Annotated in this window: 22 protein-coding genes; 15 read left to right on the top strand and 7 right to left on the bottom strand. The window is 31.2% G+C overall.

The features are described 5' to 3' along the window. The first annotated feature begins 27 nt into the window (after nt 1-27). Together H8K90_RS00380 and H8K90_RS00375 are read left to right on the top strand one after the other, a co-directional pair. Nucleotides 28-1,110 carry a glycosyltransferase gene (locus H8K90_RS00380; RefSeq protein ID WP_186843965.1) on the top strand — a complete coding sequence of 361 codons (1,083 nt, stop codon included), beginning with the start codon at nt 28-30 and terminating at the stop codon, nt 1,108-1,110. Next, entirely contained in the window at nt 1,089-1,526 is a 438-nt protein-coding gene (locus tag H8K90_RS00375; protein ID WP_246457461.1) for a sugar 3,4-ketoisomerase, read from the top strand. Before H8K90_RS00380 ends, H8K90_RS00375 begins: the two co-directional genes overlap by 22 nt. Here the strand turns inward: H8K90_RS00375 and H8K90_RS00370 are convergent. Both H8K90_RS00370 and H8K90_RS00365 read right to left on the bottom strand, forming a co-directional pair. Then, nucleotides 1,511-2,434 carry a glycosyltransferase family 2 protein gene (locus H8K90_RS00370; protein ID WP_186843964.1) on the bottom strand — a complete coding sequence of 308 codons (924 nt, stop codon included), beginning with the start codon at nt 2,432-2,434 and terminating at the stop codon, nt 1,511-1,513. The two genes, H8K90_RS00375 and H8K90_RS00370, sit on opposite strands and share 16 nt — an antisense overlap. Beyond that, nucleotides 2,431-3,324: a glycosyltransferase family 2 protein gene (locus H8K90_RS00365; protein ID WP_186843963.1), complete on the bottom strand. Its 894-nt coding sequence runs from the start codon at nt 3,322-3,324 to the stop codon at nt 2,431-2,433. The genes H8K90_RS00370 and H8K90_RS00365 overlap by 4 nt, the downstream gene beginning before the upstream one ends. A gap of 76 nt (nt 3,325-3,400) precedes the next feature. Between H8K90_RS00365 and H8K90_RS00360 the strand changes: the two genes are divergently transcribed. Next, nucleotides 3,401-4,222: a 2OG-Fe(II) oxygenase gene (locus H8K90_RS00360; RefSeq protein WP_246457458.1), complete on the top strand. Its 822-nt coding sequence runs from the start codon at nt 3,401-3,403 to the stop codon at nt 4,220-4,222. Between the two features lie 8 nt (nt 4,223-4,230). On the opposite strand, the gene H8K90_RS00355 is transcribed toward H8K90_RS00360, so the two are convergent. After that, complete coding sequence (locus H8K90_RS00355) at nt 4,231-4,959, bottom strand: class I SAM-dependent methyltransferase (protein WP_186843962.1); 729 nt, start codon at nt 4,957-4,959, stop codon at nt 4,231-4,233. A gap of 5 nt (nt 4,960-4,964) precedes the next feature. After that, nucleotides 4,965-5,648: a cell division ATP-binding protein FtsE gene (locus H8K90_RS00350; RefSeq protein WP_186843961.1), complete on the bottom strand. Its 684-nt coding sequence runs from the start codon at nt 5,646-5,648 to the stop codon at nt 4,965-4,967. A gap of 216 nt (nt 5,649-5,864) precedes the next feature. Between H8K90_RS00350 and H8K90_RS00345 the strand changes: the two genes are divergently transcribed. The 3 genes from H8K90_RS00345 to H8K90_RS00335 all read left to right on the top strand — a co-directional run bounded on the left by H8K90_RS00345 (nt 5,865) and on the right by H8K90_RS00335 (nt 12,474). Further along, complete coding sequence (locus H8K90_RS00345) at nt 5,865-8,888, top strand: tetratricopeptide repeat protein (RefSeq protein WP_186843960.1); 3,024 nt, start codon at nt 5,865-5,867, stop codon at nt 8,886-8,888. An 82-nt stretch (nt 8,889-8,970) separates the two neighbouring features. Further along, nucleotides 8,971-10,698 carry a TonB-dependent receptor gene (locus tag H8K90_RS00340; RefSeq protein WP_186843959.1) on the top strand — a complete coding sequence of 576 codons (1,728 nt, stop codon included), beginning with the start codon at nt 8,971-8,973 and terminating at the stop codon, nt 10,696-10,698. A 159-nt stretch (nt 10,699-10,857) separates the two neighbouring features. Continuing rightward, a complete protein-coding gene (locus tag H8K90_RS00335; RefSeq protein ID WP_186843958.1) occupies nt 10,858-12,474 on the top strand; it encodes an amidohydrolase in 1,617 nt (538 codons plus the stop codon). Between the two features lie 76 nt (nt 12,475-12,550). Here the strand turns inward: H8K90_RS00335 and H8K90_RS00330 are convergent, their stop codons facing one another. Beyond that, the gene (locus H8K90_RS00330) at nt 12,551-13,228 is read right to left on the bottom strand and encodes a class I SAM-dependent methyltransferase (RefSeq protein ID WP_186843957.1); all 678 of its coding nucleotides are present in this window, start codon (nt 13,226-13,228) and stop codon (nt 12,551-12,553) included. A 71-nt stretch (nt 13,229-13,299) separates the two neighbouring features. On the opposite strand from H8K90_RS00330, the gene H8K90_RS00325 reads away from it, so the two are divergent. From H8K90_RS00325 to H8K90_RS00305, 5 genes are all read left to right on the top strand, one after another. Beyond that, nucleotides 13,300-13,794, top strand: a complete 495-nt coding sequence (locus tag H8K90_RS00325; protein ID WP_186843956.1) for a YkgJ family cysteine cluster protein — start codon at nt 13,300-13,302, stop codon at nt 13,792-13,794. 49 nt (nt 13,795-13,843) lie between these two features. Continuing rightward, entirely contained in the window at nt 13,844-14,746 is a 903-nt protein-coding gene (locus H8K90_RS00320; protein WP_186843955.1) for a hypothetical protein, read from the top strand. 5 nt (nt 14,747-14,751) lie between these two features. Further along, nucleotides 14,752-15,594, top strand: a complete 843-nt coding sequence (locus H8K90_RS00315; protein WP_186843954.1) for a sterol desaturase family protein — start codon at nt 14,752-14,754, stop codon at nt 15,592-15,594. 28 nt (nt 15,595-15,622) lie between these two features. Continuing rightward, complete coding sequence (locus tag H8K90_RS00310) at nt 15,623-16,450, top strand: glycerophosphodiester phosphodiesterase family protein (RefSeq protein WP_186843953.1); 828 nt, start codon at nt 15,623-15,625, stop codon at nt 16,448-16,450. Nucleotides 16,451-16,611: 161 nt separating this feature from the next. Further along, entirely contained in the window at nt 16,612-17,043 is a 432-nt protein-coding gene (locus tag H8K90_RS00305; RefSeq protein WP_186843952.1) for a hypothetical protein, read from the top strand. Here H8K90_RS00305 and H8K90_RS00300 read toward each other — a convergent pair whose 3' ends face one another. After that, entirely contained in the window at nt 17,044-18,303 is a 1,260-nt protein-coding gene (locus H8K90_RS00300) for an exo-beta-N-acetylmuramidase NamZ family protein (protein ID WP_186843951.1), read from the bottom strand. 8 nt (nt 18,304-18,311) lie between these two features. On the opposite strand from H8K90_RS00300, the gene H8K90_RS00295 reads away from it, so the two are divergent. Together H8K90_RS00295 and H8K90_RS00290 are read left to right on the top strand one after the other, a co-directional pair. After that, complete coding sequence (locus H8K90_RS00295; RefSeq protein ID WP_186843950.1) at nt 18,312-19,544, top strand: ABC transporter permease; 1,233 nt, start codon at nt 18,312-18,314, stop codon at nt 19,542-19,544. 69 nt (nt 19,545-19,613) lie between these two features. Beyond that, nucleotides 19,614-20,594, top strand: a complete 981-nt coding sequence (locus tag H8K90_RS00290; protein ID WP_186843949.1) for a PLP-dependent cysteine synthase family protein — start codon at nt 19,614-19,616, stop codon at nt 20,592-20,594. Nucleotides 20,595-20,718: 124 nt separating this feature from the next. Here H8K90_RS00290 and H8K90_RS00285 read toward each other — a convergent pair whose 3' ends face one another. Next, nucleotides 20,719-21,126 (bottom strand): hypothetical protein, encoded by a 408-nt coding sequence (locus H8K90_RS00285; protein ID WP_186843948.1) that lies wholly within the window; start codon nt 21,124-21,126, stop codon nt 20,719-20,721. Between the two features lie 225 nt (nt 21,127-21,351). Here H8K90_RS00285 and H8K90_RS00280 point away from each other — a divergent pair, with 225 nt between their 5' ends. Together H8K90_RS00280 and H8K90_RS00275 are read left to right on the top strand one after the other, a co-directional pair. Next, nucleotides 21,352-21,531: a hypothetical protein gene (locus tag H8K90_RS00280; RefSeq protein WP_186843947.1), complete on the top strand. Its 180-nt coding sequence runs from the start codon at nt 21,352-21,354 to the stop codon at nt 21,529-21,531. Between the two features lie 24 nt (nt 21,532-21,555). Then, the gene (locus H8K90_RS00275) at nt 21,556-22,734 is read left to right on the top strand and encodes a T9SS type A sorting domain-containing protein (RefSeq protein WP_246457455.1); all 1,179 of its coding nucleotides are present in this window, start codon (nt 21,556-21,558) and stop codon (nt 22,732-22,734) included. Nucleotides 22,735-22,752: the final 18 nt, after the last annotated feature.

Below are 22,752 nucleotides of genomic sequence, written 5' to 3'. Positions count from 1 at the left end.
TTATATTTGTTTCAAAGATACTAGTTAATGCCAAAAGCTAATAACAAAAAGATTTGTATTGTAGTGATGTCTTTAGGCAAGGGAGGTGCAGAACGCTCATCTGGTTTATTATCCAAAATGCTTTTTGGGGCTGGTTATGATGTTTATGTGGTAAGTGTGCTTAATAATATTGAGTTTCCCTACAAAGGAAAATTACTCAACTTAGGTGAGCTTAAAGATAAAAATGATTCGTTATTAGGAAGATTAAAAAGGTTACATGTATTAAAAAAATACCTTAAGGAGCATAGTTTTGATTATGTCATTGATAATAGAACTAGAATAGGTACAATAAAAGAGATTATAATTTCGCAATTTATCTATAATCCAAAAAATACTATTTACTGTATCCGTAGTTATAACCTTGGTCTGTATATTCATTCCAATAGATTTTTAGGACGATTGATGTATGGAAATGCTTATATAATTGTTGGTGTTTCTAAAGCTATTGCTAAAAAAGTAAAAGAAAATTATAATTTGAGTAATGTAACTTCAATTTATAATGTTGTTTCATTAGAAGAGAATATTATAAAGGATAATACAAATGAAAAGTATATTTTGTTTTTTGGTCGTTTAGATGATGATGTAAAAAATCTTTCTTTATTGTTAAAGGGATATTCAAAATCAAGTTTACCAACTCATAATATTAAGCTTAAAATTTTAGGAGAGGGAAAAGATTTAGAAAAATTAAAAAAGCAAGTTGAAACTTTAAAATTAGCTTCAAGAATTGAGTTTTTAGGATATAATCCAAATCCTTCGGCAGTGGTAGAGTCTGCTTTGTTTACTGTATTAACAAGTAGGTATGAAGGTTTTCCTAGGTCAATCATAGAATCTCTTGCAATTGGTACTCCAGTGATATCTGTAGATTGTAAATCTGGACCAAATGAAATAATTCAAAATAAATCTAACGGACTATTAATTGAAAATAATAATCCTGATGCATTGGCAGAAGCCATGAACCGATTTATAGAAGATAAAGAATTATACTTACATTGTAAACATAATTCTAAAAATAGTGTTGCTCATTTTACTAAAGAAAATATAGTAAAAGAATGGCAATCCATATTAAAGTAAATCCTAACATGAATACAGTAGATAACGTTAATTTAGTAGATATCCCTAAAGTACATGATGAGCGTGGATTTTTAGCGGTTATAGAAAAAGATGTCATTCCTTTTGCTATAAAACGTGTTTACTATTTGTACGATGTGCCAACTGAAAGTAGCAGAGGAGGACATGCTCACAAAGAGCAACAATCTGTAATTATTGCTCTAAGTGGAAGTTTTGAGGTGGTTGTAGATGATGGTAAAACTAAAAAAAGAGTAATGCTTAATAAGCCTAACCAAGGTTTATATATTCCTACACATATTTGGAGGGAAATTGATAATTTTTCTTCAGGTGCTGTATGTTTGGTTTTGGCTTCTACAGCTTATGATGAAGCTGAATATATACGTGATTATAGGGTCTATAAAAATCAATTATTTGGATAGTATAATTTTTCTCCTTTAAGTGATAATATTTTAAGCAAAAACTGTAATAACCATTTAGGACTTTTTAATAAAATTTTTCGCCTTGTATTTAAGCTTTTTATATCAAGGTGATTGCGATAATAATTGAAACTTTTTTTATCATTTTGTAATTTGCCCATAATAGCCATTGAATAGCGATTTCGATCTAAAAAGGTTTTTAAAAATTTATCCCCTTTTTCTTCATTTAAATATTTATCAAATTTTGGCTTTTTACTAAGGTCAAAAGTAGTGTTAGATAAGCTTAATGGATTATAATTATAAAGAACTAATAGTTTGTTAATAAAGACGACGTCAAAAAATAATCCAAAACGAATCCACATATCTACATCTTCACCTGAAACTATGGATGTATCAAAAAGGCCAGTTTTTTTTAAAATGGATTTATTAAAGACAATACTAGAACTTGTTAAAATAGAATATTTTTGACTTGCCTCAAAAAAGTTATGTATACCATAAAGCTTATCTTGTTTAAAACTATAATTTAAAGGCACGATTTTATGACCATAGTTTTGGGCAACATGAACTGTGAAAATTTTTTTATCTGGAAATTTTAAAATGGCTTTGTGTAAACATTCAAGATAATCTATTTTCCAAGTGTCATCTCCGTCCAATAAAGCAATATAAGCAGCTTCTGCCTTTAATATACCAAAGTTTCTAGCTGCTGATACGCCTTGATTTTCTGTGGTGAAAACAGAAATTCTATTATCCGTAAAACCTTTTAAAACTTCTAAACTATTATCTGTGCTACCATCATCTACTATAATAATTTCAAAATCCGTAAAAGTTTGGTTAACAACACTTTTTAAAGTTTGTTCAATATAAGAGGACTTATTATAAACCGATATGACTATAGAAAAAAATGGTTTCATATGGTTTTTGCATTTAAATCAAAATAACACATATAAGAGATTCTATATAATTGTAAAATTTTAATTGAAGGTTTACTACTTGTTAAATTACGTTTTAGTAAGTTTTTAAAAATTTTATAAAAACCAGAAGCTATATAGTTTAATTTATAACGTTTCAATTTTTTAAATAATTTAAGTAAATCATTTTGATGATTATTTATTTTATTTTCTCGATATAGGGTTATTAAGGTTTCTGCAGCCTTTTCTTTCTTTTGAATGTATAAAACACTTTCTTCAATACCTATATGATAAACTTCGTTATCTATGTGATACACTTTTATTTGATTACTTTTTAATGAAGCTCCAAAATAATTGTCAAGCCCATAACCTTTATAATCTATTTTAGAATTAATAAGATTAAAAATTTTTCTCTTAATCAAAAAATTAGCTGAGATAGTTACCTTGTACGGTTTTAAGTTACGGATTTTGGCAGGTACTTCTTCATTAGATTTCCCATACGTCCAACGTAGCATAAAATTTGGCTTCGGCTTTATGGTATTATATGCAAAACCCCCATAAATTACATCATAATTACTGTTGAGTACATCTAAGTAGTTTTTTATATAATTTTCAGATTTAGGAATTACATCAGCATCGATAAATAATAAATATTCATATTTTGCTTTATTACAAAGTTCTTGTCTGGCAGCTACTCTTCCAATATTATGTTTTAAACTGATTAATTCTAAATGAGATAAGGAACTTATAACTTTATTTATGTTTTCTTGAGAAGAACCATCTTCTAAAACAATAATTTCAAATGGAACTTTACAATCACTTATTTGACCGTGAATGTCTTTAACCAGATCAGTAATATTATAATTATAAACAGGAATTAATACTGAAATCATAAAGCATTTAGTCTGAGGTTAAAAATACATTTTTTAATTAAAAACGTTAAATTGCAGCAATAAAAATTCTACTAGTATGGTGATGCCGAAAACGGAAGATGTTTCTAATCTTATTTACAATAAAATTTATAGTGAAAAGGCAAATCTTATAGAGCAGTTTAAAAACTCTAAAGAAAAAATTGGTTTTTTCTATATAGATGATTTATTACCAAAAGAGATTGCAGAGGCGTGTTTTAAAGTTTTTCCGAAATCATCCGAAATGCGTTGTTTAAAGAGCCTCAGGGAATTTAAATATGTTTCTGCTCAAATGGATAAACATCATAAATTATTAGAAGATGTGTTGTATGCATTTCAGGATAAAAAAGTGGTAGATATAATTGGTGAAATTTGCAGTATTAATTCACTATACGCAGACGAATCACTTTATGCTGGTGGTATTTCCTTAATGGCTCAAAATAATTTTTTGCACCCTCACTTAGATAACTCGCATGATGCAGAGCGTTTAAGATGGCGTGTTTTAAATCTTTTGTATTATGTAACACCAAATTGGGAAACGGAAAATGGAGGTCATTTAGAATTGTGGCCCAATGGACCTAAAAAAGAAGCGGTTACAATAGAGAGTAAATTTAATAGGTTAGTAGTTATGGCAACGCATGATTTGTCTTGGCATTCCGTAAATAAAGTAACTGTAGATAAAAGTAGATGTTGTCTTTCTAATTATTATTTTAGTGAGTCACCATTGAGAGAGAAAGATAAATTTCATGTTACAAAATTTAGAGGAAGACCAGAAGATACGTTTACTAATTTCGTTTTAGATCTAGACTCAAAAGTGAGAATGTTACTTCGTAAAGTATTTAAAAAAGGAGTGCGTAAAAACCCACATGTGTATAAGAAGTAAGAACAATTTTAATTTTTCCTTGCTACGATTACGGTTTCGTTTTTTAGACCTAAATAAAAATCATTTTCATAAATCTTAGTTTCAACCATAAAACCTACTGATTCTAGTCTTTTTTTTAAACCGTTAATAGAGTAAATTCTAACATGGTCTTCTTGCCCAAATGCCTTTTTTCGTTCTTTTGGCGTTGTAATTTTTATATCTTCATAAATATCACCTTCTTTAAAAGGGGTTTGTATATAGCAGCTTCCTGAGGGTTTTAATACGCGATATAATTCCTTCATTGCTGCTTGGTCATTTTCTATATGCTCTAATACATGGTAACATATAATAAAATCAAAGAAATTAGACTCACGTGTTATAGATGTAATATCATAGTTATGATCAGCTAAGAATTCATTTTCAAAATCAGAACCAAAATAACTTAAGCCTTTTTGTTTTTTTAACTTTTCAAATAGGGAACGTGGTGGTGAAAAATGCAAAACTTGTCCGCTTAGTAAATTGCTTTTTTCCAATTGAAGGAACAATCTTCTTGTTCTACTACGACTACCACATCTTGGACATAGTAAATCGTTGTTTTTTAATTCAATGAATTGCTTTAGTTGAAAGTTGCAGATGTTGCATTTGTGCTTTTTGCCTTTATACTTAATACTAATGAGTTTTCTTAAAAAAATCTCATTTTTACGTAAAACTTGCTTAGGGATTATAAAGTTTGCAACTTTCTTTAAGCTTTTATACATAGCCGTTAGCTCTTTCGTTGTACAACCTCAAATACCTTATTCTCATCACATTTTAAAGTTTTACTAGGATATTTTAGGAGTAAAGCATAATCGTGTGTAGCCATTAAAATAGTATTACCATTTTTATTAATGTCTTGCAAAACTTCCATAACCTCAATACTGGTCTGAGGATCTAAATTACCGGTTGGTTCGTCAGCTAAAATAAGTTCTGGATCGTTTAATAAAGCACGTGCAATAGCAATACGTTGTTGTTCGCCACCAGAAAGCTCATGAGGATATTTAAAGCCTTTTGTTTTCATGGCAACTTTATCTAAAACATCATCAATACGGTCTTTAATTCGGTCTTTTTCTTTCCAGCCAGTCGCTTTAAGAACAAATTCTAAATTACCAATAATTGTACGGTCTGGTAACAGCTTAAAATCCTGAAAAACAATACCCAACTTTCGCCTCAGAAATGGTATGTCACTCTCTTTCATGGTTCTGAGATTAAAATCCACAACAGACCCTTCACCTTCAGAAAGCTCTAAATCACCATAAAGTGTTTTCATAAAGCTACTCTTACCACTTCCTGTTTTACCTATAAGATAAACAAAATCTCCCTTTTGCATTTCAAAATTTACATTTGAAAGCACCATGCTCTCTCCCTGGTATATCGTTGCATCTTTTAGTTGTAGAACCGTTTCAGACATATTTATGGCTTAAAATTTGATAAGTGTAAATGTATTATTAATAAAATCAAATATCAAATCAACATTAAATAGATTAACGCAGAATTTTTTTATTTAATGTGTAATCAATTTTAACATTTAATAAGTCGGTTTATAATTATACAGAATTTCTATCGTTATAGATTTTGTATTGAATTATATTTGAATCATCAATAAAATAATCAAAAAACGAAGCTAATGCTATTATTAAAAAGACAAGTCCTCATCGTTTTTCTTTTAGTTTCATCACTTGCTATAGCGCAAAAATCGGCTATATATACTAGTGATTTACAAGATTATCAGAAAGCATTAACCTTATACAACAATAAGCAATATAAAGCGGCTCAGTCCTTGTTTGACGATATTGAGTACAACACAAGTGATGTTACCATAAAATCAGATTGTGCCTATTACATAGCTAATTGCGCTGTACGATTAAATCAGAATAACGCAGACGATTTAATTGCCGATTTTGTTGAAGAGTATCCAACAAGCACCAAACGAAATACTGCATTTTTAGATGTAGCGGACTATTATTTTGAAAATTCAAAGTATGCCTATGCTCGCAAATGGTATGATAAAGTAGAAGAGCGCAGCATTGCACGTTCAGAACGCGATCGATTTAATTTTAATTATGGTTATAGTTATTATGCTACAGGAAGTAAAAAAGAAGCGACCAAGTATTTAAACCGTGTCGTTAATTCTCAAGAATATGGTTCACAAGCCAAATATTATATTGGTTATATGGCGTATGAAGGTGATGATTACGATACAGCCAATGAATATTTTGACCAGGTTAGCGATAACGAAAAATACAAAGAGAAACTATCGTATTACCAAGCCGATTTAAACTTTAAATTAGGGAAGTTTGAAAAAGCCATAGAATTAGCAGAAGAGCAATTACCAAAGAGTAGAGGTGATGAAGAATCTGAATTATCTAAAATTATCGGAGAAAGTTATTTTAACCTTCAGAAATACGCTGAAGCCATACCATATTTAAAAGCATATAAAGGTAAAGGTGGTAAGTGGAATAATACCGATTACTATCAATTAGGCTACGCGCATTACAAACAAAATGATTTTGAATCGGCTATATCTGAGTTTAATAAAATTATAGATGGTAATAACTCTGTAGCCCAAAATGCATACTATCATTTGGGTGAAAGTTATATCAATCTAGATAAAAAACCAGAAGCATTAAACGCCTTTAGAAATGCATCACAAATGGACTATGATGTGCAAATACAAGAGGATGCATGGCTAAATTATGCTAAAATTAGTTATGAGATTGGAAATCCATATCAATCTGTTCCTCAGGTTTTAGCTGGTTATTTAGAGAAATATCCAGAGACAAGTTACAGAGAAGAAATTGAAACGCTGTTGATAGATTCTTATATCACTTCTAAAAACTATAATGAGGCTTTAGATTTGTTAAAAGGAAAAAACAGTTTCGAAAATAAAGTAGCGTATCAAAAAGTAGCTTTTTTTAGAGGTATTGAGTTGTATAATGAAACTAAGTATAGAGAAGCTTTAGACTTATTTAATAGTTCGTTAAAAGAGCCTAGAGAACCAGTGTTTGTGGCTAAAGCAACTTTTTGGAAAGCAGAAACAGAATATAATTTAACCAATTATAACGATGCTTTAATCGGGTTTAAGCAATTTAATGGTTTAGCAGAATCTTCAGACTTGCTAGAAAATGACAATTTAAATTATAATCTAGGCTATACCTATTTTAAGTTGAAGGATTATGCAAATGCTTCAAACTACTTTCAAAAGTTTATAGATAAAAATTCTAATGACAGACTTCGTAGAAATGATGCTTATTTAAGAGTTGCAGATGGTTATTTTGTGTCTAGTAAATATCAAAATGCAATTAATGCTTATGATAAAGCGATTCAAATTAACGAGATTGAAACAGACTATGCGTCTTTTCAAAAGGCAATGAGTTATGGTTATTTGGGTAAAAACTCTACTAAAACTTCAGAGTTAAAAACATTTATAGATGGCTATCCTAAATCAGCTTTACGAGATGATGCTATGTACGAGTTAGCAAATTCTTATGTAAAATCTGGAGATACAGATAAAGCGATGCAAATGTACGACCGATTAAATTCAGAATACAGACGCAGTGCATTTACATCTAAAGCATTATTGCGCCAAGGTTTAGTGTATTATAATGGAAATGATAATGAGAGCGCATTAAATAAATTTAAAAAAGTAGCTAAGGATTTTCCAGGTTCGGGTGAAGCTGTTCAGGCCGTCTCTACGGCACGTTTAATTTATATAGATTTAGGTCGAGTAGATGAATATGCACGTTGGGTAAAATCGTTAGATTATGTTGAGGTTACAGATGTAGAACTAGATAATACCATGTATTTAGCGGCAGAAAAACCATATTTAGATAACGATACTGATAAAGCTATCCGACAATTTAATAAGTATCTTAATCAATTTCCAAGAGGTATACATGCTTTAAAATCTCATTTCTATTTAGCGCAGATGTATTACAAAAAAGACTTGTTTGATAATGCGCAACCACACTATGAGTATGTAGTTGATGCTTCTAAAAGTGAATACACAGAGCAAGCTATAGTGAAATTATGCGAAACTTATTTAACTAATTCTAACTGGTCTAAAGCAATTCCTATTTTACAGCGTTTAGAAGGTGAGGCTGATTATCCTCAAAATGTGGTGTATGCACAATCTAATTTAATGAATGCCTATTACCAAACTGAAGATTACAGTAATGCTGAGGTTTATGCTGAGAAAGTTTTGGGTAACTCTAAATTAGATAAAAAAGTAATGAGCGATGCTAAAATTATTATTGCACGTTCGGCTATTAAGACTGGTAACGAAGCTAAAGCAAAAGACGCTTATGCAGATGTAGAAAAAATTGCAACTGGTAGTGTTGCTGCTGAAGCATTATTCTACAATGGATATTTTAAAAACAAGGAAGGTAAGTATGAAGCCTCTAATGCCACCATTCAAAAATTAGCGAAAGATTATAGTAGTTACAAATACTACAGCGCTAAAGGTTTGGTAGTAATGGCTAAAAATTTCTATGCTTTAGGAGACGCTTTTCAAGCCACCTATATATTAGAAAGTGTGATATCGAATTTTCCAGATTTTGATGATGTTGCACAAGAAGCAAGAACTGAGTTAAATAAAATAAAAGCTGAAGAAGCAAAAACAAATTCATCAATCGAAACAGACGATAATTAGACCCTTTTTTGGTCACTGAGCAGAGCTCAACTGAAGAATAAACCTTAATAATCGTCAAATATTTGTAATCAAAATATTAAATATGAAAATCAAGTTTTTAATTTTTATAATCACCATAACAAGTTCTTTAAATTTTGTATTTGCCCAAGAACGAACAAAGGACACCATAGACGACCAAGTTGTAAATGTTGTAAAACCATATACACCTACAATATCTGATGCCTTTAAAATAAAAGACACTCCGCAATTAAATGATTCTAGTGTGGTTAAGAAAAAGGAAGTGAAATACAATATTTTTTCTATACCTGTAGCCTCCACCTTTACTCCTGCTAAAGGAAAAGCAGCAAAAGTTGATAAAGCAAAATTTGTGAAACTTTACGATAATTATGCGTCATTAGGCGTAGGAACTTATACTTCTGTTTTAGGTGAGGTCTACCTAAACCATGAGTTAAATAGTGGTGAAAATGTTGGTGGTTATTTTAGTCATCATTCTTCCGCTGGAGGCATTGAAGATATAGAATTAGATGACAACTTTTCTAAGACAAGTTTAAACGTTCATTATTCTCAAAAGCTAAGAGATTTTTCTTGGAAAGTAGATGCAGGTTTCGATTTGCAAACTTATAATTGGTATGGTTTGCCATCAGATACATTTACACAAGATCAAATAGATATGATTGATCCAGGGCATTCTTTTAATAGTTTTTATGTTGGAGGTAAATTAAAGTTCGATGATGCCATTATAAAAGATGGTAGTGTACGTTTTAGACGCTTTGGAGATAACCAGAACTCTGGAGAAAATCGTTTTGTAGCTAAAACAAGTTTCGATTTACCAATACAAGGAGAAACTATTAATACCGAATTTTCCATAGATTATATTGGAGGAAGTTTTGATAGAAATTATAATGTAGATGAAGAATTAAGGTATGGTAATGTAGCTTTTGGATTAGCACCATCATACCGAATGACTCAAGACGATTTAACTATTGATTTGGGTGTAAAACTGGTATATCTAAATGATACAGAATTTAGTAATAACAAATTCTTTATTTACCCAAATATTGAAGCATCCTATCGATTAGTGGATGAAATAGTTATCGCTTATGGAGGGCTTAAAGGAGACTTAATTCAAAATTCATATTACGACTTTGCTAATACAAATCCTTTTGTGTCACCAACATTATTTGTGTTACCAACAAATCAACAATACAAAGCTTTTGTTGGCTTAAAAGGAAAATTATCTAACAATGTGAGCTATAACATTAAGGGGAATTATTATGCGGAAGAAAGCAAAGCTTTATATAGAATTAATGAGATTTCGGATACGCAAGAAGAAGATTATCAATACAGTAATTCTTTTGGAGTCGTATACGATGATGTAAAAACATTTTCGGTTGCTGGTGAATTAAGTATAGACGTAAATAGAAATTTCACGTTGGGTATTAAAGGAGAATATTTTAATTATAACGTTGATGAGCAAGCTGAAGCTTGGAATCTACCAGACGTTACAGGATCTGTCTTTTTAGATTATCAAATTTCAGAAAAGTGGTATGCTGGCGGTAGTCTGTATTATGTTGGTGAGCGTAAAGATAGAAGTAATTACACAGGCACTTTACTAAATCTAGAGCCAACGAATTATACATTAGATAGTTATTTAGATGCTAACGCGCATTTGGGTTATAAAATCAATGAGCAACTTTCAGTTTTTGGTAAGGTTAATAACATAGCGAATCAAGATTATAACAGATGGGCAAATTTCCCTGTGCAGAGTATCCAATTCTTAGCAGGTGCTACTTATCAATTTGATTTTTAACACGTAGAGTATAGCTAAGCTTTCTTGTTTTTAGCTAGCATCTGTAATTCAAGATATTTTAAAGCATTCCAAATCGGAATGCTTTTCTTATTTTTACAATAATTAATAATTCTGTCTGGTCGAGCGTAGTCGAGACCTTAATTTTAAATAATATATAGCATGAAAAAACTACTCTCAATTGTAACTCTTATCACCATTCTTTCATGTCAAACAGACAAACAAGAAGCAGACTTAATAGTTACAAATGCAAATATTTACACCGTAGATGAGGCTTTTAGTAAAGCTGAAGCATTTGCTGTAAAAGATGGGAAAATAATTGAGGTAGGAAATAGCAGTGACATTGAGGATAAGTATGAAGTTAAATATGCTATTAATGCAGATGGTAAAACCATTGTGCCTGGATTAATAGATGCACACTGCCACTTTTTAGGTTTAGGGTTCAATGAACAAGCCGTGGACTTAGTCGGAACAACAAGTTTTGATGAGGTTGTAAAGCGGGTTTTAGATTTTCAGAATAAAAGAAAAAATGATTTTATATTAGGAAGAGGCTGGGATCAGAACGATTGGGAAGAAAAGAAGTTTCCAAATAAAAAACTATTAGATAAACTATTTCCTAATACGCCAATTGCACTAACACGAATTGATGGTCACGCAATTTTATGTAACCAAGCGGCTTTAGATATGGGTAATGTTACTGTAAACAGTAAAGTTGAAGGTGGAGAAGTTGTTATTGAAAATGGAGAACTCACAGGTGTATTAGTAGATAATGCAGAATTTTTGGTAATGGAGCATTGGCCAGAATCAACACGAAAAGATGCTGTTAATGCTCTTTTAGAAGCTCAGAAAACATGTTTTGATTTGGGCTTAACAACTGTTGATGATGCTGGATTAGGACAGTATGCTATAGAACTCATTGATAGTTTGCAAAACACTGGTGATTTAAAAATGCGAGTGTATGCTATGGTTTCAGCCTCAGAAGACAATCTAGATTACTTTTTAGGTAAAGGAATCATAAAAACAGACCGACTTAATGTACGATCATTTAAGTTTTATGCAGATGGAGCATTAGGTTCGAGAGGTGCAATGCTAAGAAAACCTTATTCGGATAAACCTGGGCATTTGGGTTTAATGGTTACAGATTTAGAAACACTGAATAAGTCTGCTGAGCGCATAGCAAACTCAGATTATCAAATGAATACACATGCTATTGGAGATTCAGCAAATCATGCTGTACTGCAAACCTACAATAAAGTATTAAAGGGAAAAAGCGATAGACGTTGGAGAGTAGAACATGCGCAAATAGTATCTCCAGAAGATTTCGATTTATATAAAAATGTAATGCCATCGATACAACCAACTCATGCAACAAGTGATATGTATTGGGCAGAAGATCGCGTAGGTGAAGAGCGTATAAAAGGAGCTTATGCCTATAAGCAATTATTAAAAGCTTATGGAAAAGTAGCTCTTGGTACCGATTTTCCGGTAGAGCGCGTAAGTCCGTTTTTAACCTTTTATGCGGCTGTTGCCAGACAAGATTTAGAGCAGTATCCTGAAGGAGGTTTTCAAATGGAAAATGCCTTGAGTAGAGAAGAAACGTTAAGGGGAATGACGATTTGGGCGGCCTATTCTAATTTTGAAGAAAACGAAAAGGGAAGTATCGAAGTGGGTAAGTTTGCTGATTTTATTATGTTAGATAAAGATATTATGACGGTTGATGCTAATGAGATTCCTAATATTAAAGTGCTGAAGACTGTAGTTGGAGGTGAGGTGCAGTAATATTTAGTATAAAAGGTTTAAACAGTGTTTTACTAAGTGAAATTCTGTGAAACTCCGCGAATCTCAATGTAACAACTCAAGAAATCCTAGCCAAATAATCAAAATGCTCACCATCCATAACCTTCTCACATTTTAAGCCAACCGTTTGGCAAGCCGTATTTAAAGTTTCAAAATCGATATATAACCATTTCATTGGTGCTTCTTGTTCACCTTTATAACTGATGAAATAATTGAGTTCACCAAAATAGCGTTCGGAGTAATATTCATCATACATATAAGAAATATCAGAGGAATCTATTAAGATTTGGCCATTAGGATTCAAGAGCGATTTTAAATGCTTCAAGTAATTAGAAACTTGAGCTAATTCTTCAAAAATTCCTGTGCCATTCATTAATAATAGAATAGTGTCAAACGATTGAGTTTCCTCTAAAAGAGGCTTTAATTCAGTATTTAAAACACCACGTTGTTTAGCAACTTCAATTGCGCCTTTGGAGCTGTCAATGGCTTTAACTTTAAACCCTTTTTGTTGTAAATACAAACTATGACTTCCGGCACCACAACCAACATCTAAAATAGTTCCTTTTGTTAGTTGTAGAGCTTTTTGTTCGATTTTTGGCATTTCAAAATAATCTCTAAATAAATAGGGAAGTGGTAATTCGTCTTTATCAGAAATGTTGGTCCAAGTAATAATATCTTCAGAATAATTTCCTGATTGGTAATCTAATAATGCTTTTCCGAAGATATCCTTATTCATATTTTTTGTGTCATTTTGAGTGATTTCGATTTTATCGAAATTGTATCGAGAACTTTAGTTAAATTTGTTTTATGCAAGACCAAATCAATAATCTTCCAAAGCTCGCCAAAGATAAGCATAAGGAAAACAAAACCTTTTTTGCTAAGCTAAAAAAGAAGCCGCCAAAGCAGTTAGATTATCTAATGCAAGAGTTGCACGAAGAGGAGTTTGAAAGAACCGATTGTTTAGATTGTGCCAATTGTTGTAAAACCACAGGGCCTTTATTTACAGATAAAGATATACAACGTATAGCAAAGTCATTTAAAATGAAAGCACAACAGTTTATTGAAACTTACTTACGTCTAGACGAAGAAAATGATTACGTTTTACAGTCCGTACCATGTACGTTTTTAGGTGCAGATAATTTTTGTTCTATTTATGAAGTGAGACCAAAAGCTTGCAGAGAATTTCCGCATACAGACAGAAAGAAGTTTCAACAAATATCTAACCTAACATTAAAGAATGTGGCTATTTGTCCGGCTGCATATAATATTGTTGAAGAAATGAAAAAACGAATTCAATTGTAATATTTGGATTCGGAATAATTTTTGATGAGATATTGAATAAAAAAATAACATGAAAAACCTCTTCTTAAAATCTCTATTTATACTATTTGCGGTCAATATTTCATTTGCTCAAGCTTGGATGACGGATTTAGATATCGCTCAAAAACTAGCTTTGGTACAAAACAAAATGGTACTTATGGTTTGGGAAGGGGCTACAGAGTATCCTTATCCAATATTTGTGGATGATGATAAAGGAAACCTTGTATATATTGAAAATTTATTTACAGACGAAGAGGTGAGTCCACTTATTTGGGAACATTTTGTGCCAGTTATTGTTAGTGAGGATAAATATGGGCTAATGTATTATGAAGTTAAGGGTAAACGTAGCCAGAGATATATTGATAAATTTAATGACAACTCTATTAAAATTATGGATGTCAATGGAAACATTTTAAATATATCCAATTCATATTCTGAGGATATACAAAACATTACAAAAATTATTCAGAAATATAGTTTAAGTACAACATTTATAACTCCAGAACTAAAAGGTTACCAAACCGAAAAATCATTTTATTCTGCCTATTATTTGGCTTCAAAATATTTAGATTTTTCTATGTATGTAAATGAAAACCTAAGGTCAGACTTATTGACTTTATCGAGCGTTTATATTGATGAAGCAAAAGCCTTAACAAAAAAGGAAATTAAAGAAGATCAATTACTATTGCAACAACGATGCGACTTGCTAGAACTGCAGCAATATTTATTGTTAAAACGCCCCAAAAAAGTATTGAGGCAATTGAAGAAAATGGATGCAGAAAGCATTCAGAATAAAAATAGAACATTTATTGCTTTTTTATATTACACTGCCTATAGTATTTTAGAAAATGAAAAAAACACTAAAATATGGAAGGTTGAAGTTTCTTCAGTAAATTTGAAAAAAGCACAACTCATTATTAATCTTAATTCTTAGATCTATTGGAGAGTATAATAACTTATTTCGAGACTATTCCTTCATCGCATAGAAGCCTTATTTTAGTTGGTGGTCTCACATTTTTTTGGCTTTTAGAAGGAGGTGTGCCTTTATTTAAGTTTAAATACAAAAAATGGAAACATGCCTTACCAAACCTCTTTTTTACACTAACAACAATAATTATCAATTTTGCATTGGCGTTTTTATTATTAGCTACCGCAGATTGGGTAAAGGCTAATGATTTTGGTATTATTAATTGGTTTCCAGAGATGCCACTATGGTTATATGCTTTGCTGGGACTTTTGTTGCTTGATTTTTTTGGAGCCTATCTCGCACATTTTGTTGAGCATAAGGTAAAACCGCTTTGGATGGTGCATTTGGTACATCATACAGATCATAAAGTAGATACAACCACTGCCAATAGGCATCACCCAATAGAAAGTCTTATTAGATTTGCGTTTACATTGCTTGGTGTTTTCGTAGTAGGTACACCAATAGCTTTAGTGTTTTTGTATCAGTCTATGTCTTTAATATTTACTCAATTTACACATGCTAATATCAAAATGTCTAAAGGTTTAGATAAAGCATTGAGTTATGTTATTGTATCGCCAGATATGCACAAAACACATCACCATTATAGATTACCTTATACAGATTCTAATTATGGTAATATATTTAGTATTTGGGATCGTATATTTGGAACCTACATGTATATGGAAAGAGAAGATTTGGTGTATGGTGTTGATGTATTTCCAGATGAAATAAAAAATAGTAGTATAAAAGAATTGCTAAAACAACCTTTTCAGAAGTATGAAAAACCAACACTTTCTGCAGATGTTGAGAAATAGTTCATTTATTATTTTAATTACTCTGTTTATGAGCTGTAATTCAAAAAAACAAATAGACATACAAGGTCATAGAGGTTGTCGAGGGTTACTTCCAGAAAATTCTCTACTAGCGTTTCAAAAAGCTATAGATTTAGGAGTAAACACCTTAGAATTAGATATAGCAATTACAAAAGATAATAAGGTTGTGGTTTCTCACGAGCCTTATATGAATCCTACAATTTGTCTTAATCCAAAAGGTGAAGAAATCCCAGATTCGTTAAAAATGACATATAACCTTTATGAGATGACTTATGAGGAAATAAAAGCCTTTGATTGCGGTACTAAATTTCATCCAACCTATCCAAAGCAAGAAAAGTTTAAAACCTACAAACCACTTTTAGCTGAAGTTTTTGAACTAGTAAAATTTAATAATTCTAATGTTAAATTTAATATTGAAGTTAAATCTGAACTAGCATATTATGGTGTTTATACACCACAGCCAAATGCTTATGTTAAGATAGTTTTAGATGAAATAGAAAAACATGGAATGTTTAATCGTGTTAATTTACAATCTTTTGATATTGAAATTTTAGAGGAAATAAAAAAGCAATCTCCAACTATGGTAGTTGCTCTTTTGGTTGATGAGAATGAGAATATCTTAACAAAAATGAATAAGATGTCTTATAAACCAGATATTATAAGTCCTTATTTTAAATTATTAACTGAAGAAGCAATTAATGCGCATCGAGTTAAAGGTTTTCAAATTATTCCATGGACTGTAAATAAGGAAGAAGACATGAAACGACTGATATCGTGGCAAGTAGATGGTATTATAACAGACTACCCAAATACACTGATTGAAATCCTTAAAAAATAGAGTTATTAACAGACTTGTTAACAAAAAATACCATTCCTCTAATATTTTTGCAGTTGGTAGATGTTCTGCAAATTTTGAATTAAAACCAATTATGTTTACTACGGATTGATTAATTAATGTTGAGTTAAAGTAATAGAGTTTAACTTAAGTTTCTACATGCATTGAAAAATTTAATCCGTATCTGTCTCGTTCTAATCCTCGTATTTTTATTAAGCTTTACACTTCAAGCACAAGAGGGATATGCAAAACTTGAAAAAAATAGAAATATACAAGCTAAAGGTTTATTACATTATTTAAATAAAACTAAAGACACACTTATTCTTAAAAGTGACAAGAAGATTAACTACTTATATTCTATAAATAAAGAATACGGAAGAGAGCTAGATTTTCTAGTAGATACTACATATTATAGGCTTCCTTTAAATAAATTGTCTAAAGGAAAACATGTATTTGTAGCTATACAGTCACCAATGCGAATCGTTTTCGTGGTTAGAATTTTAAAGGATATTCCTAAAGAAACTCCAGAGGAAGTTATTGCTGAAGATATTGTTGCTGTTGAGCCTGTAAGGGTAGTGCATGCAAACAACGAATAACTAATTGTAAATTAAATACTTGCTTCGTGTTTTTTTATAAGCGTTTAAACCATCTTGCCAACTCGCTTTAATTTCAGTTTCACTTAAACCAGCTTCTATTTGTTTTTGTAATTTTTCAGTGCCAGCATGTGCTGTAAAATTATGGGTATTAAAAACTTTAGATTTATCAGTAGCATGGTTGTACGCATCCATAATATATTTTAAAGTAAAATGCCTTTCGGCTTTCACTTTAGATAAATCTACACCATAACAAATTTCATTTTGGTGTTTAGGATATTTTGCGCCGAAATTAGCGATAGGAGTATAACTAAACTGATAGTGGTTCTTATCTAAAAACGGTGAACCATAACGCTGAAACTGAAACTCAGTACCTCTACCAGCATTAATATCTGTGCCTTCAAACAAACCTAAACTAGGGTATAAAATTATCGACTGATCGTTTGGTAAATTAGGTGATGGTCTAAGTGGTAAACTATAAGATGAATCATGTGTATAATTCTCTATTTCTATAATTGTAATATCGCAGGTTACACCATTGGCAAGCCAAGATTCACCATTAATCATTTTTGCGTATTCGCCTAAAGTCATACCATGAACTAAAGGAATAGGATGCATGCCTAAAAAGCTGCTATGTTCCTTTTCTAAAATAGGACCATCAATATAATTACCATTAGGATTCGGTCGGTCTAAAATTATAAGTGGAATATTTTGTTCTGCACAAGCTTCCATAACATAATGTAATGTAGAAATATAAGTGTAGAAACGAACACCAACATCTTGTATATCAAAAACCATGATGTCAATGTCTTTTAGTAGTGCGTCTGTGGGTTTTTTGTGTTTACCATGAAGTGAATAAATAGCTAATCCTGTATTGGTGTCTTTACCATCTTTTACCAACTCACCAGCATCTGCAGTGCCTCTAAACCCGTGTTCTGGGGCAAACACTTTTTTAATGTTTATTTTGAGTGATAATAAAGAATCAATTAAATGGGTATAAGATATATTCTCTTCGCCCTCTTTAAAAATAACTGAAGTCTGATTAGCCACTACACCAATACGTTTTCCTTTAAGAAGTGGTAAATACTCTTCCGTTCTATTAGCTCCAACAATAATTTTTTTGTCTTCTTGAATTGTGGTGTCATTCTGAACTTGTTTCAGAATCTCATTATTTGAAGACATATCATTCTTAGTTTTAGAACCACAAGAAAGGACTACCAAGACTAATAATAAAACTGTATTTTTGAAAACCTTAAAACACATATATCGGTTTGAATTTTGAGTTGTTTATAGCTAAACGTATAATTGGCAATAAAACGTATAAAAGTAGTGTTTCGGCACCAATTATTAAAATTGGTATTGCTGCAATTGCTATTGGTATTATTGTAATGCTTATTGCCATTGCTACAGGCTTTGGTTTGCAACAAAAAATTAGAGACAAGGTTGTAGCCTTTAATGGGCATATAGAAATCACCAATTACGATACTAACGCCTCAGACGAGTCGCAAGTACCTATCTCTATAAACCAAGAGTTTTACCCAAATTTTAAAACTATTGAAGGTATAAAATTTGTACAAGGAGTGGCAAAAAAGTTTGCCGTTATAAGGACTGAAACCGATTTTGAAGGAGTTGTTATAAAAGGAGTGGGAGCTGATTATAATTGGGAGTATTTTCAAGAGTTTTTAATTGATGGCCGTTTACCAAACTTTAAAGGAAAGCGAAATGAAGAGATTTTAATCTCTAAACATTTAGCAAACAGGTTAGGATTTAAAGTAGGTGATAAATTTCAGACTTTATTTGGTGAGCAATTAGATAAATTACCGAATATTATCAATTATGAAATTGTAGGGATTTACAATTCGGGTTTTCAAGAATTAGATGAAAAATTCTGCATTGCAGATATTAGACATATTCAACGGCTTAATAAATGGGAGGATGACCAAATAGGTAATTTTGAAGTATTTATTGAAGACTTTAAAGCGCTTGATGAAAAACAAAATGAGGTCTATAAAGAAATACCTTCATTATTAAACGCAACACCTATTACACAAAAGTTTTATACAGTTTTTGAGTGGATAAAGATTTTTGATAACAATACTTATGGCATTATTGCTATTATGATTATCGTTGCAGGTATTAATATGATTACAGCATTGTTAGTACTGATTTTAGAACGTACAAGCATGATTGGAATTCTTAAAGCTTTGGGTAGTTCTAATTGGACAATAAGAAAAGTTTTCCTTTACAATGCTTCCTATTTAGTTGGTCTAGGTTTACTTTGGGGAAATATTATTGGTTTAGGTTTATTATTTGCCCAGAAGTATTTCAAACTATTTCCTCTTAATCCAGATACATATTATGTAAGTGAAGCTCCTGTTTATATCAGTTGGGATTATATTGTATTATTGAATATAGGTACATTTGTAGCCTGTTTATTGATGTTACTAATTCCTTCAATTATTATTTCTAAAATTTCTCCAGTTAAGGCAATTCGCTTTGATTAAAAAAACATAACCAATATTTAACTTTCTACTAATTACTTTATACTTAAATTTGCATCGCAAAATTATACTATGGACTACGCAGAAAATATATTAGGTACAATAGGGAATACACCATTGGTAAAAATGAATAAACTAGTGGAAGATTTACCATGTTTAGTACTCGCTAAATACGAAACTTTTAATCCAGGGAATTCAGTAAAAGACCGTATGGCTTTACAAATGATCGAAGATGCCGAAGCAGATGGACGATTAAAACCAGGAGGAACAATTATTGAGGGAACCTCTGGTAATACAGGAATGGGATTAGCATTGGCTGCTATTGTTAAAGGTTATAAATGTATTTTTGTTATAAGCGATAAGCAATCGAAAGAGAAAATGGACATCTTAAGAGCCGTTGGAGCTGAGGTTGTAGTTTGCCCAACAGATGTTGAGCCAACAGATCCAAGAAGCTATTATTCTGTATCTAAGCGATTAGGAGAAGAAACACCTAACTCTTGGTATGTTAACCAATATGATAACCCAAGTAACGCAAAAGCGCATTACCAAAGTACTGGCCCAGAAATCTGGAAACAAACAGATGGTAAAGTCACTCATTTTGTAGTAGGTGTTGGTACAGGAGGTACTGTTTCAGGTGTTGGTAAATATTTAAAAGAGCAGAACCCAAATGTTAAAGTTTGGGGAATAGATACTTATGGTTCTGTATTTAAAAAATACCATGAAACAGGTGTATTTGATGAAAATGAAATTTACCCGTACGTTACAGAAGGTATCGGTGAAGATATTTTACCAGAAAATGTAGATTTTAGTATCATTGATGGATTTACTAAGGTAACCGATAAAGATGCAGCAGTTTATACTCAAAAATTAGCTAAAGATGAAGGTATGTTTTTAGGAAATTCTGCAGGTGCAGCTATTAAAGGAGTGTTGCAATTAAAAGAACATTTTAAGCCAGATGATGTAGTGGTTGTGTTATTTCACGATCATGGTAGTCGTTATGTTGGTAAAATGTTTAATGATGATTGGATGCGCGAAATGGGTTATATTGATTAAATTTTATCTGCAATTATTGTCAAAGATAAAAGTGAAACTTAAACATATGAAGCCAAAAAATCCTGATGATGTCATCAGGATTTTTTTATGCAATAAATTAAGATATAATTATTCTATTTTATGTCTATTCTACAACTCTAACCCAATTTTCAGTAATAACATCGCCATTATCTTGTTCAATAAAAAGCTGAATGTTAAGAGGGTTTAAAAAATAGCGATGTGTTCTTGTTTCATCAGTACTAGACGTAAAAGTAATGGTGGCGTTTCTATTATTCAATGCAAAATTCCCGTTACTATTCTCATCTGACATAAGCTGATATTTACCTTTATAGTTATTAAGGCTATTATCATCAGTAATAATTAATTGTTCAGTATTAATTTGTAAAGAATTTACATCATTTAGAATTCTGCTTTGTAAGGTCCACTCTCCCAATAATGCATCAATAGCAGATATATTTACATCAGGATCATCAGTTTTATCGCAACTTATTACAGTATTAAAAACCATTAATAATAAAAGTAGCTTTCTCATAAGTCTCGTTTTTATTTTAAAGTTAAGAAAAAGCCGTGAAGTATAAAAATGAAGTAATTATGTCAATAAACATTAAATAGGCTTTAATATTTAAATATACTGCAATTAATACAGCATTATTTTATTAATATAATTTCTTGTCAGTGAGTTTTATAGTGACTAAAATTTGCATATTAGATAAATATTTATATATTTGGTAAACCAATCTGGTAAACCAATTTTATCGTGAGAATTCACTCTGTATTATTTCCGTTGATTATAATTACATTTTTTAATAGTAATACAAAAAGTGAGCCTAGCGTTAATTCTAATGATTTTGATAATTCTGACAATGTTAATATGACTCTATCTATTAACAATGCAGAAGTATTTTCTTATGTAAAAGACTATAACTTATATATATAAATCACTAACTAAAAAACAATCATTATGAAAACAAAATTACTTTTTACTTTATTATTAGTTTCTGCCTTTGGGTTTTCCCAATCGTTTAGTAATATTCCAACAGGATCAGGTATATATTTTAATAAAGTGATAATAAGTCCTAATGGACCCGATTTAACAAATGAGTTAATAGAAATTAGAGGTACAGCCAATGCTGTAATTCCAAATGATTTGTGGTTGGTTGTTGTAGAAGGAGATCCTAATGCAGGTAATTACGGAAAAGTAACAGATGCAATGAATATTGGTGACGGCACAAGAACATTTGGTGCAAATGGCATTTTTGCTATCGTTTGCAATTATACGGACGAAAACACGGCAGTTGTTACAACAAATCCTTACGAATCACTAATGCATGCTGATGCTAACGTATTAGTAATAGAATTAACAGGTAATGACGTAACAGGTGGTAGCAATAGTAATACATCTACTCAAACGCCAGATATTGGTTATGATGGCAACTTTGCCGATGCTACAGGTTCTTTTATGTTAATTTCTGCTACTGATCCAGATGGTGCTGTTATAGATGCAGACTTAGATGGAAATATTGATGCTACTGGAGATCATACATCTTGGACTTTATATGACTCAGTGGCATTTATGGATGATGATTTAGAAAGTGGCGGAATTGAAAGAGCTTATGCTCAAATAGTTTTTGCGCAAGAAAACAGCACAATTGGCGCAAGCCAATCTGTAACAGCAGGTGCTACTTTAATAGATTTTCCGTTCAACACAGATGCACATATTATAATTAGACAAGGTGCGAGTACTGGTTACACAATTAACGATTGGGCAATTGGAGATACAAGTGGAGATTCACCAAATTGGGAATTAGATTCCGATACGCTTCCAGCAGCTTTTGAAGATTGGGCTGGTATTAATACTGTATATGGAGCTTTAAATCCAACAGCAGCGACATTATCTACAGAAAGTTTAGAAATAAATGATTTCAAAATTTATCCTAATCCGGCAAAAGATTATATAACAATTGAATCTAATGTTCAAATTTCTTCTGTTCAGGTACACGACATCTTAGGAAAAAAAGTTATTTCTCAAAATGAGATAACTAACAACCGATTAGATGTTTCAAGTTTAAATAATGGTGTTTATTTTATAAAAGTTAATGCCAATGGAAATACGATAACTAAAAAAATAATTATTGAGTAGTCTAAGTTTAGTTTATCT

The sequence above is a fragment of the Winogradskyella echinorum genome (assembly GCF_014297365.1).
Taxonomy (GTDB): Bacteria; Bacteroidota; Bacteroidia; order Flavobacteriales; family Flavobacteriaceae; genus Winogradskyella; species Winogradskyella echinorum.
Note: the sequence above shows the minus strand (reverse complement) of the source record. Positions and strands in the feature narration are given on the sequence as shown.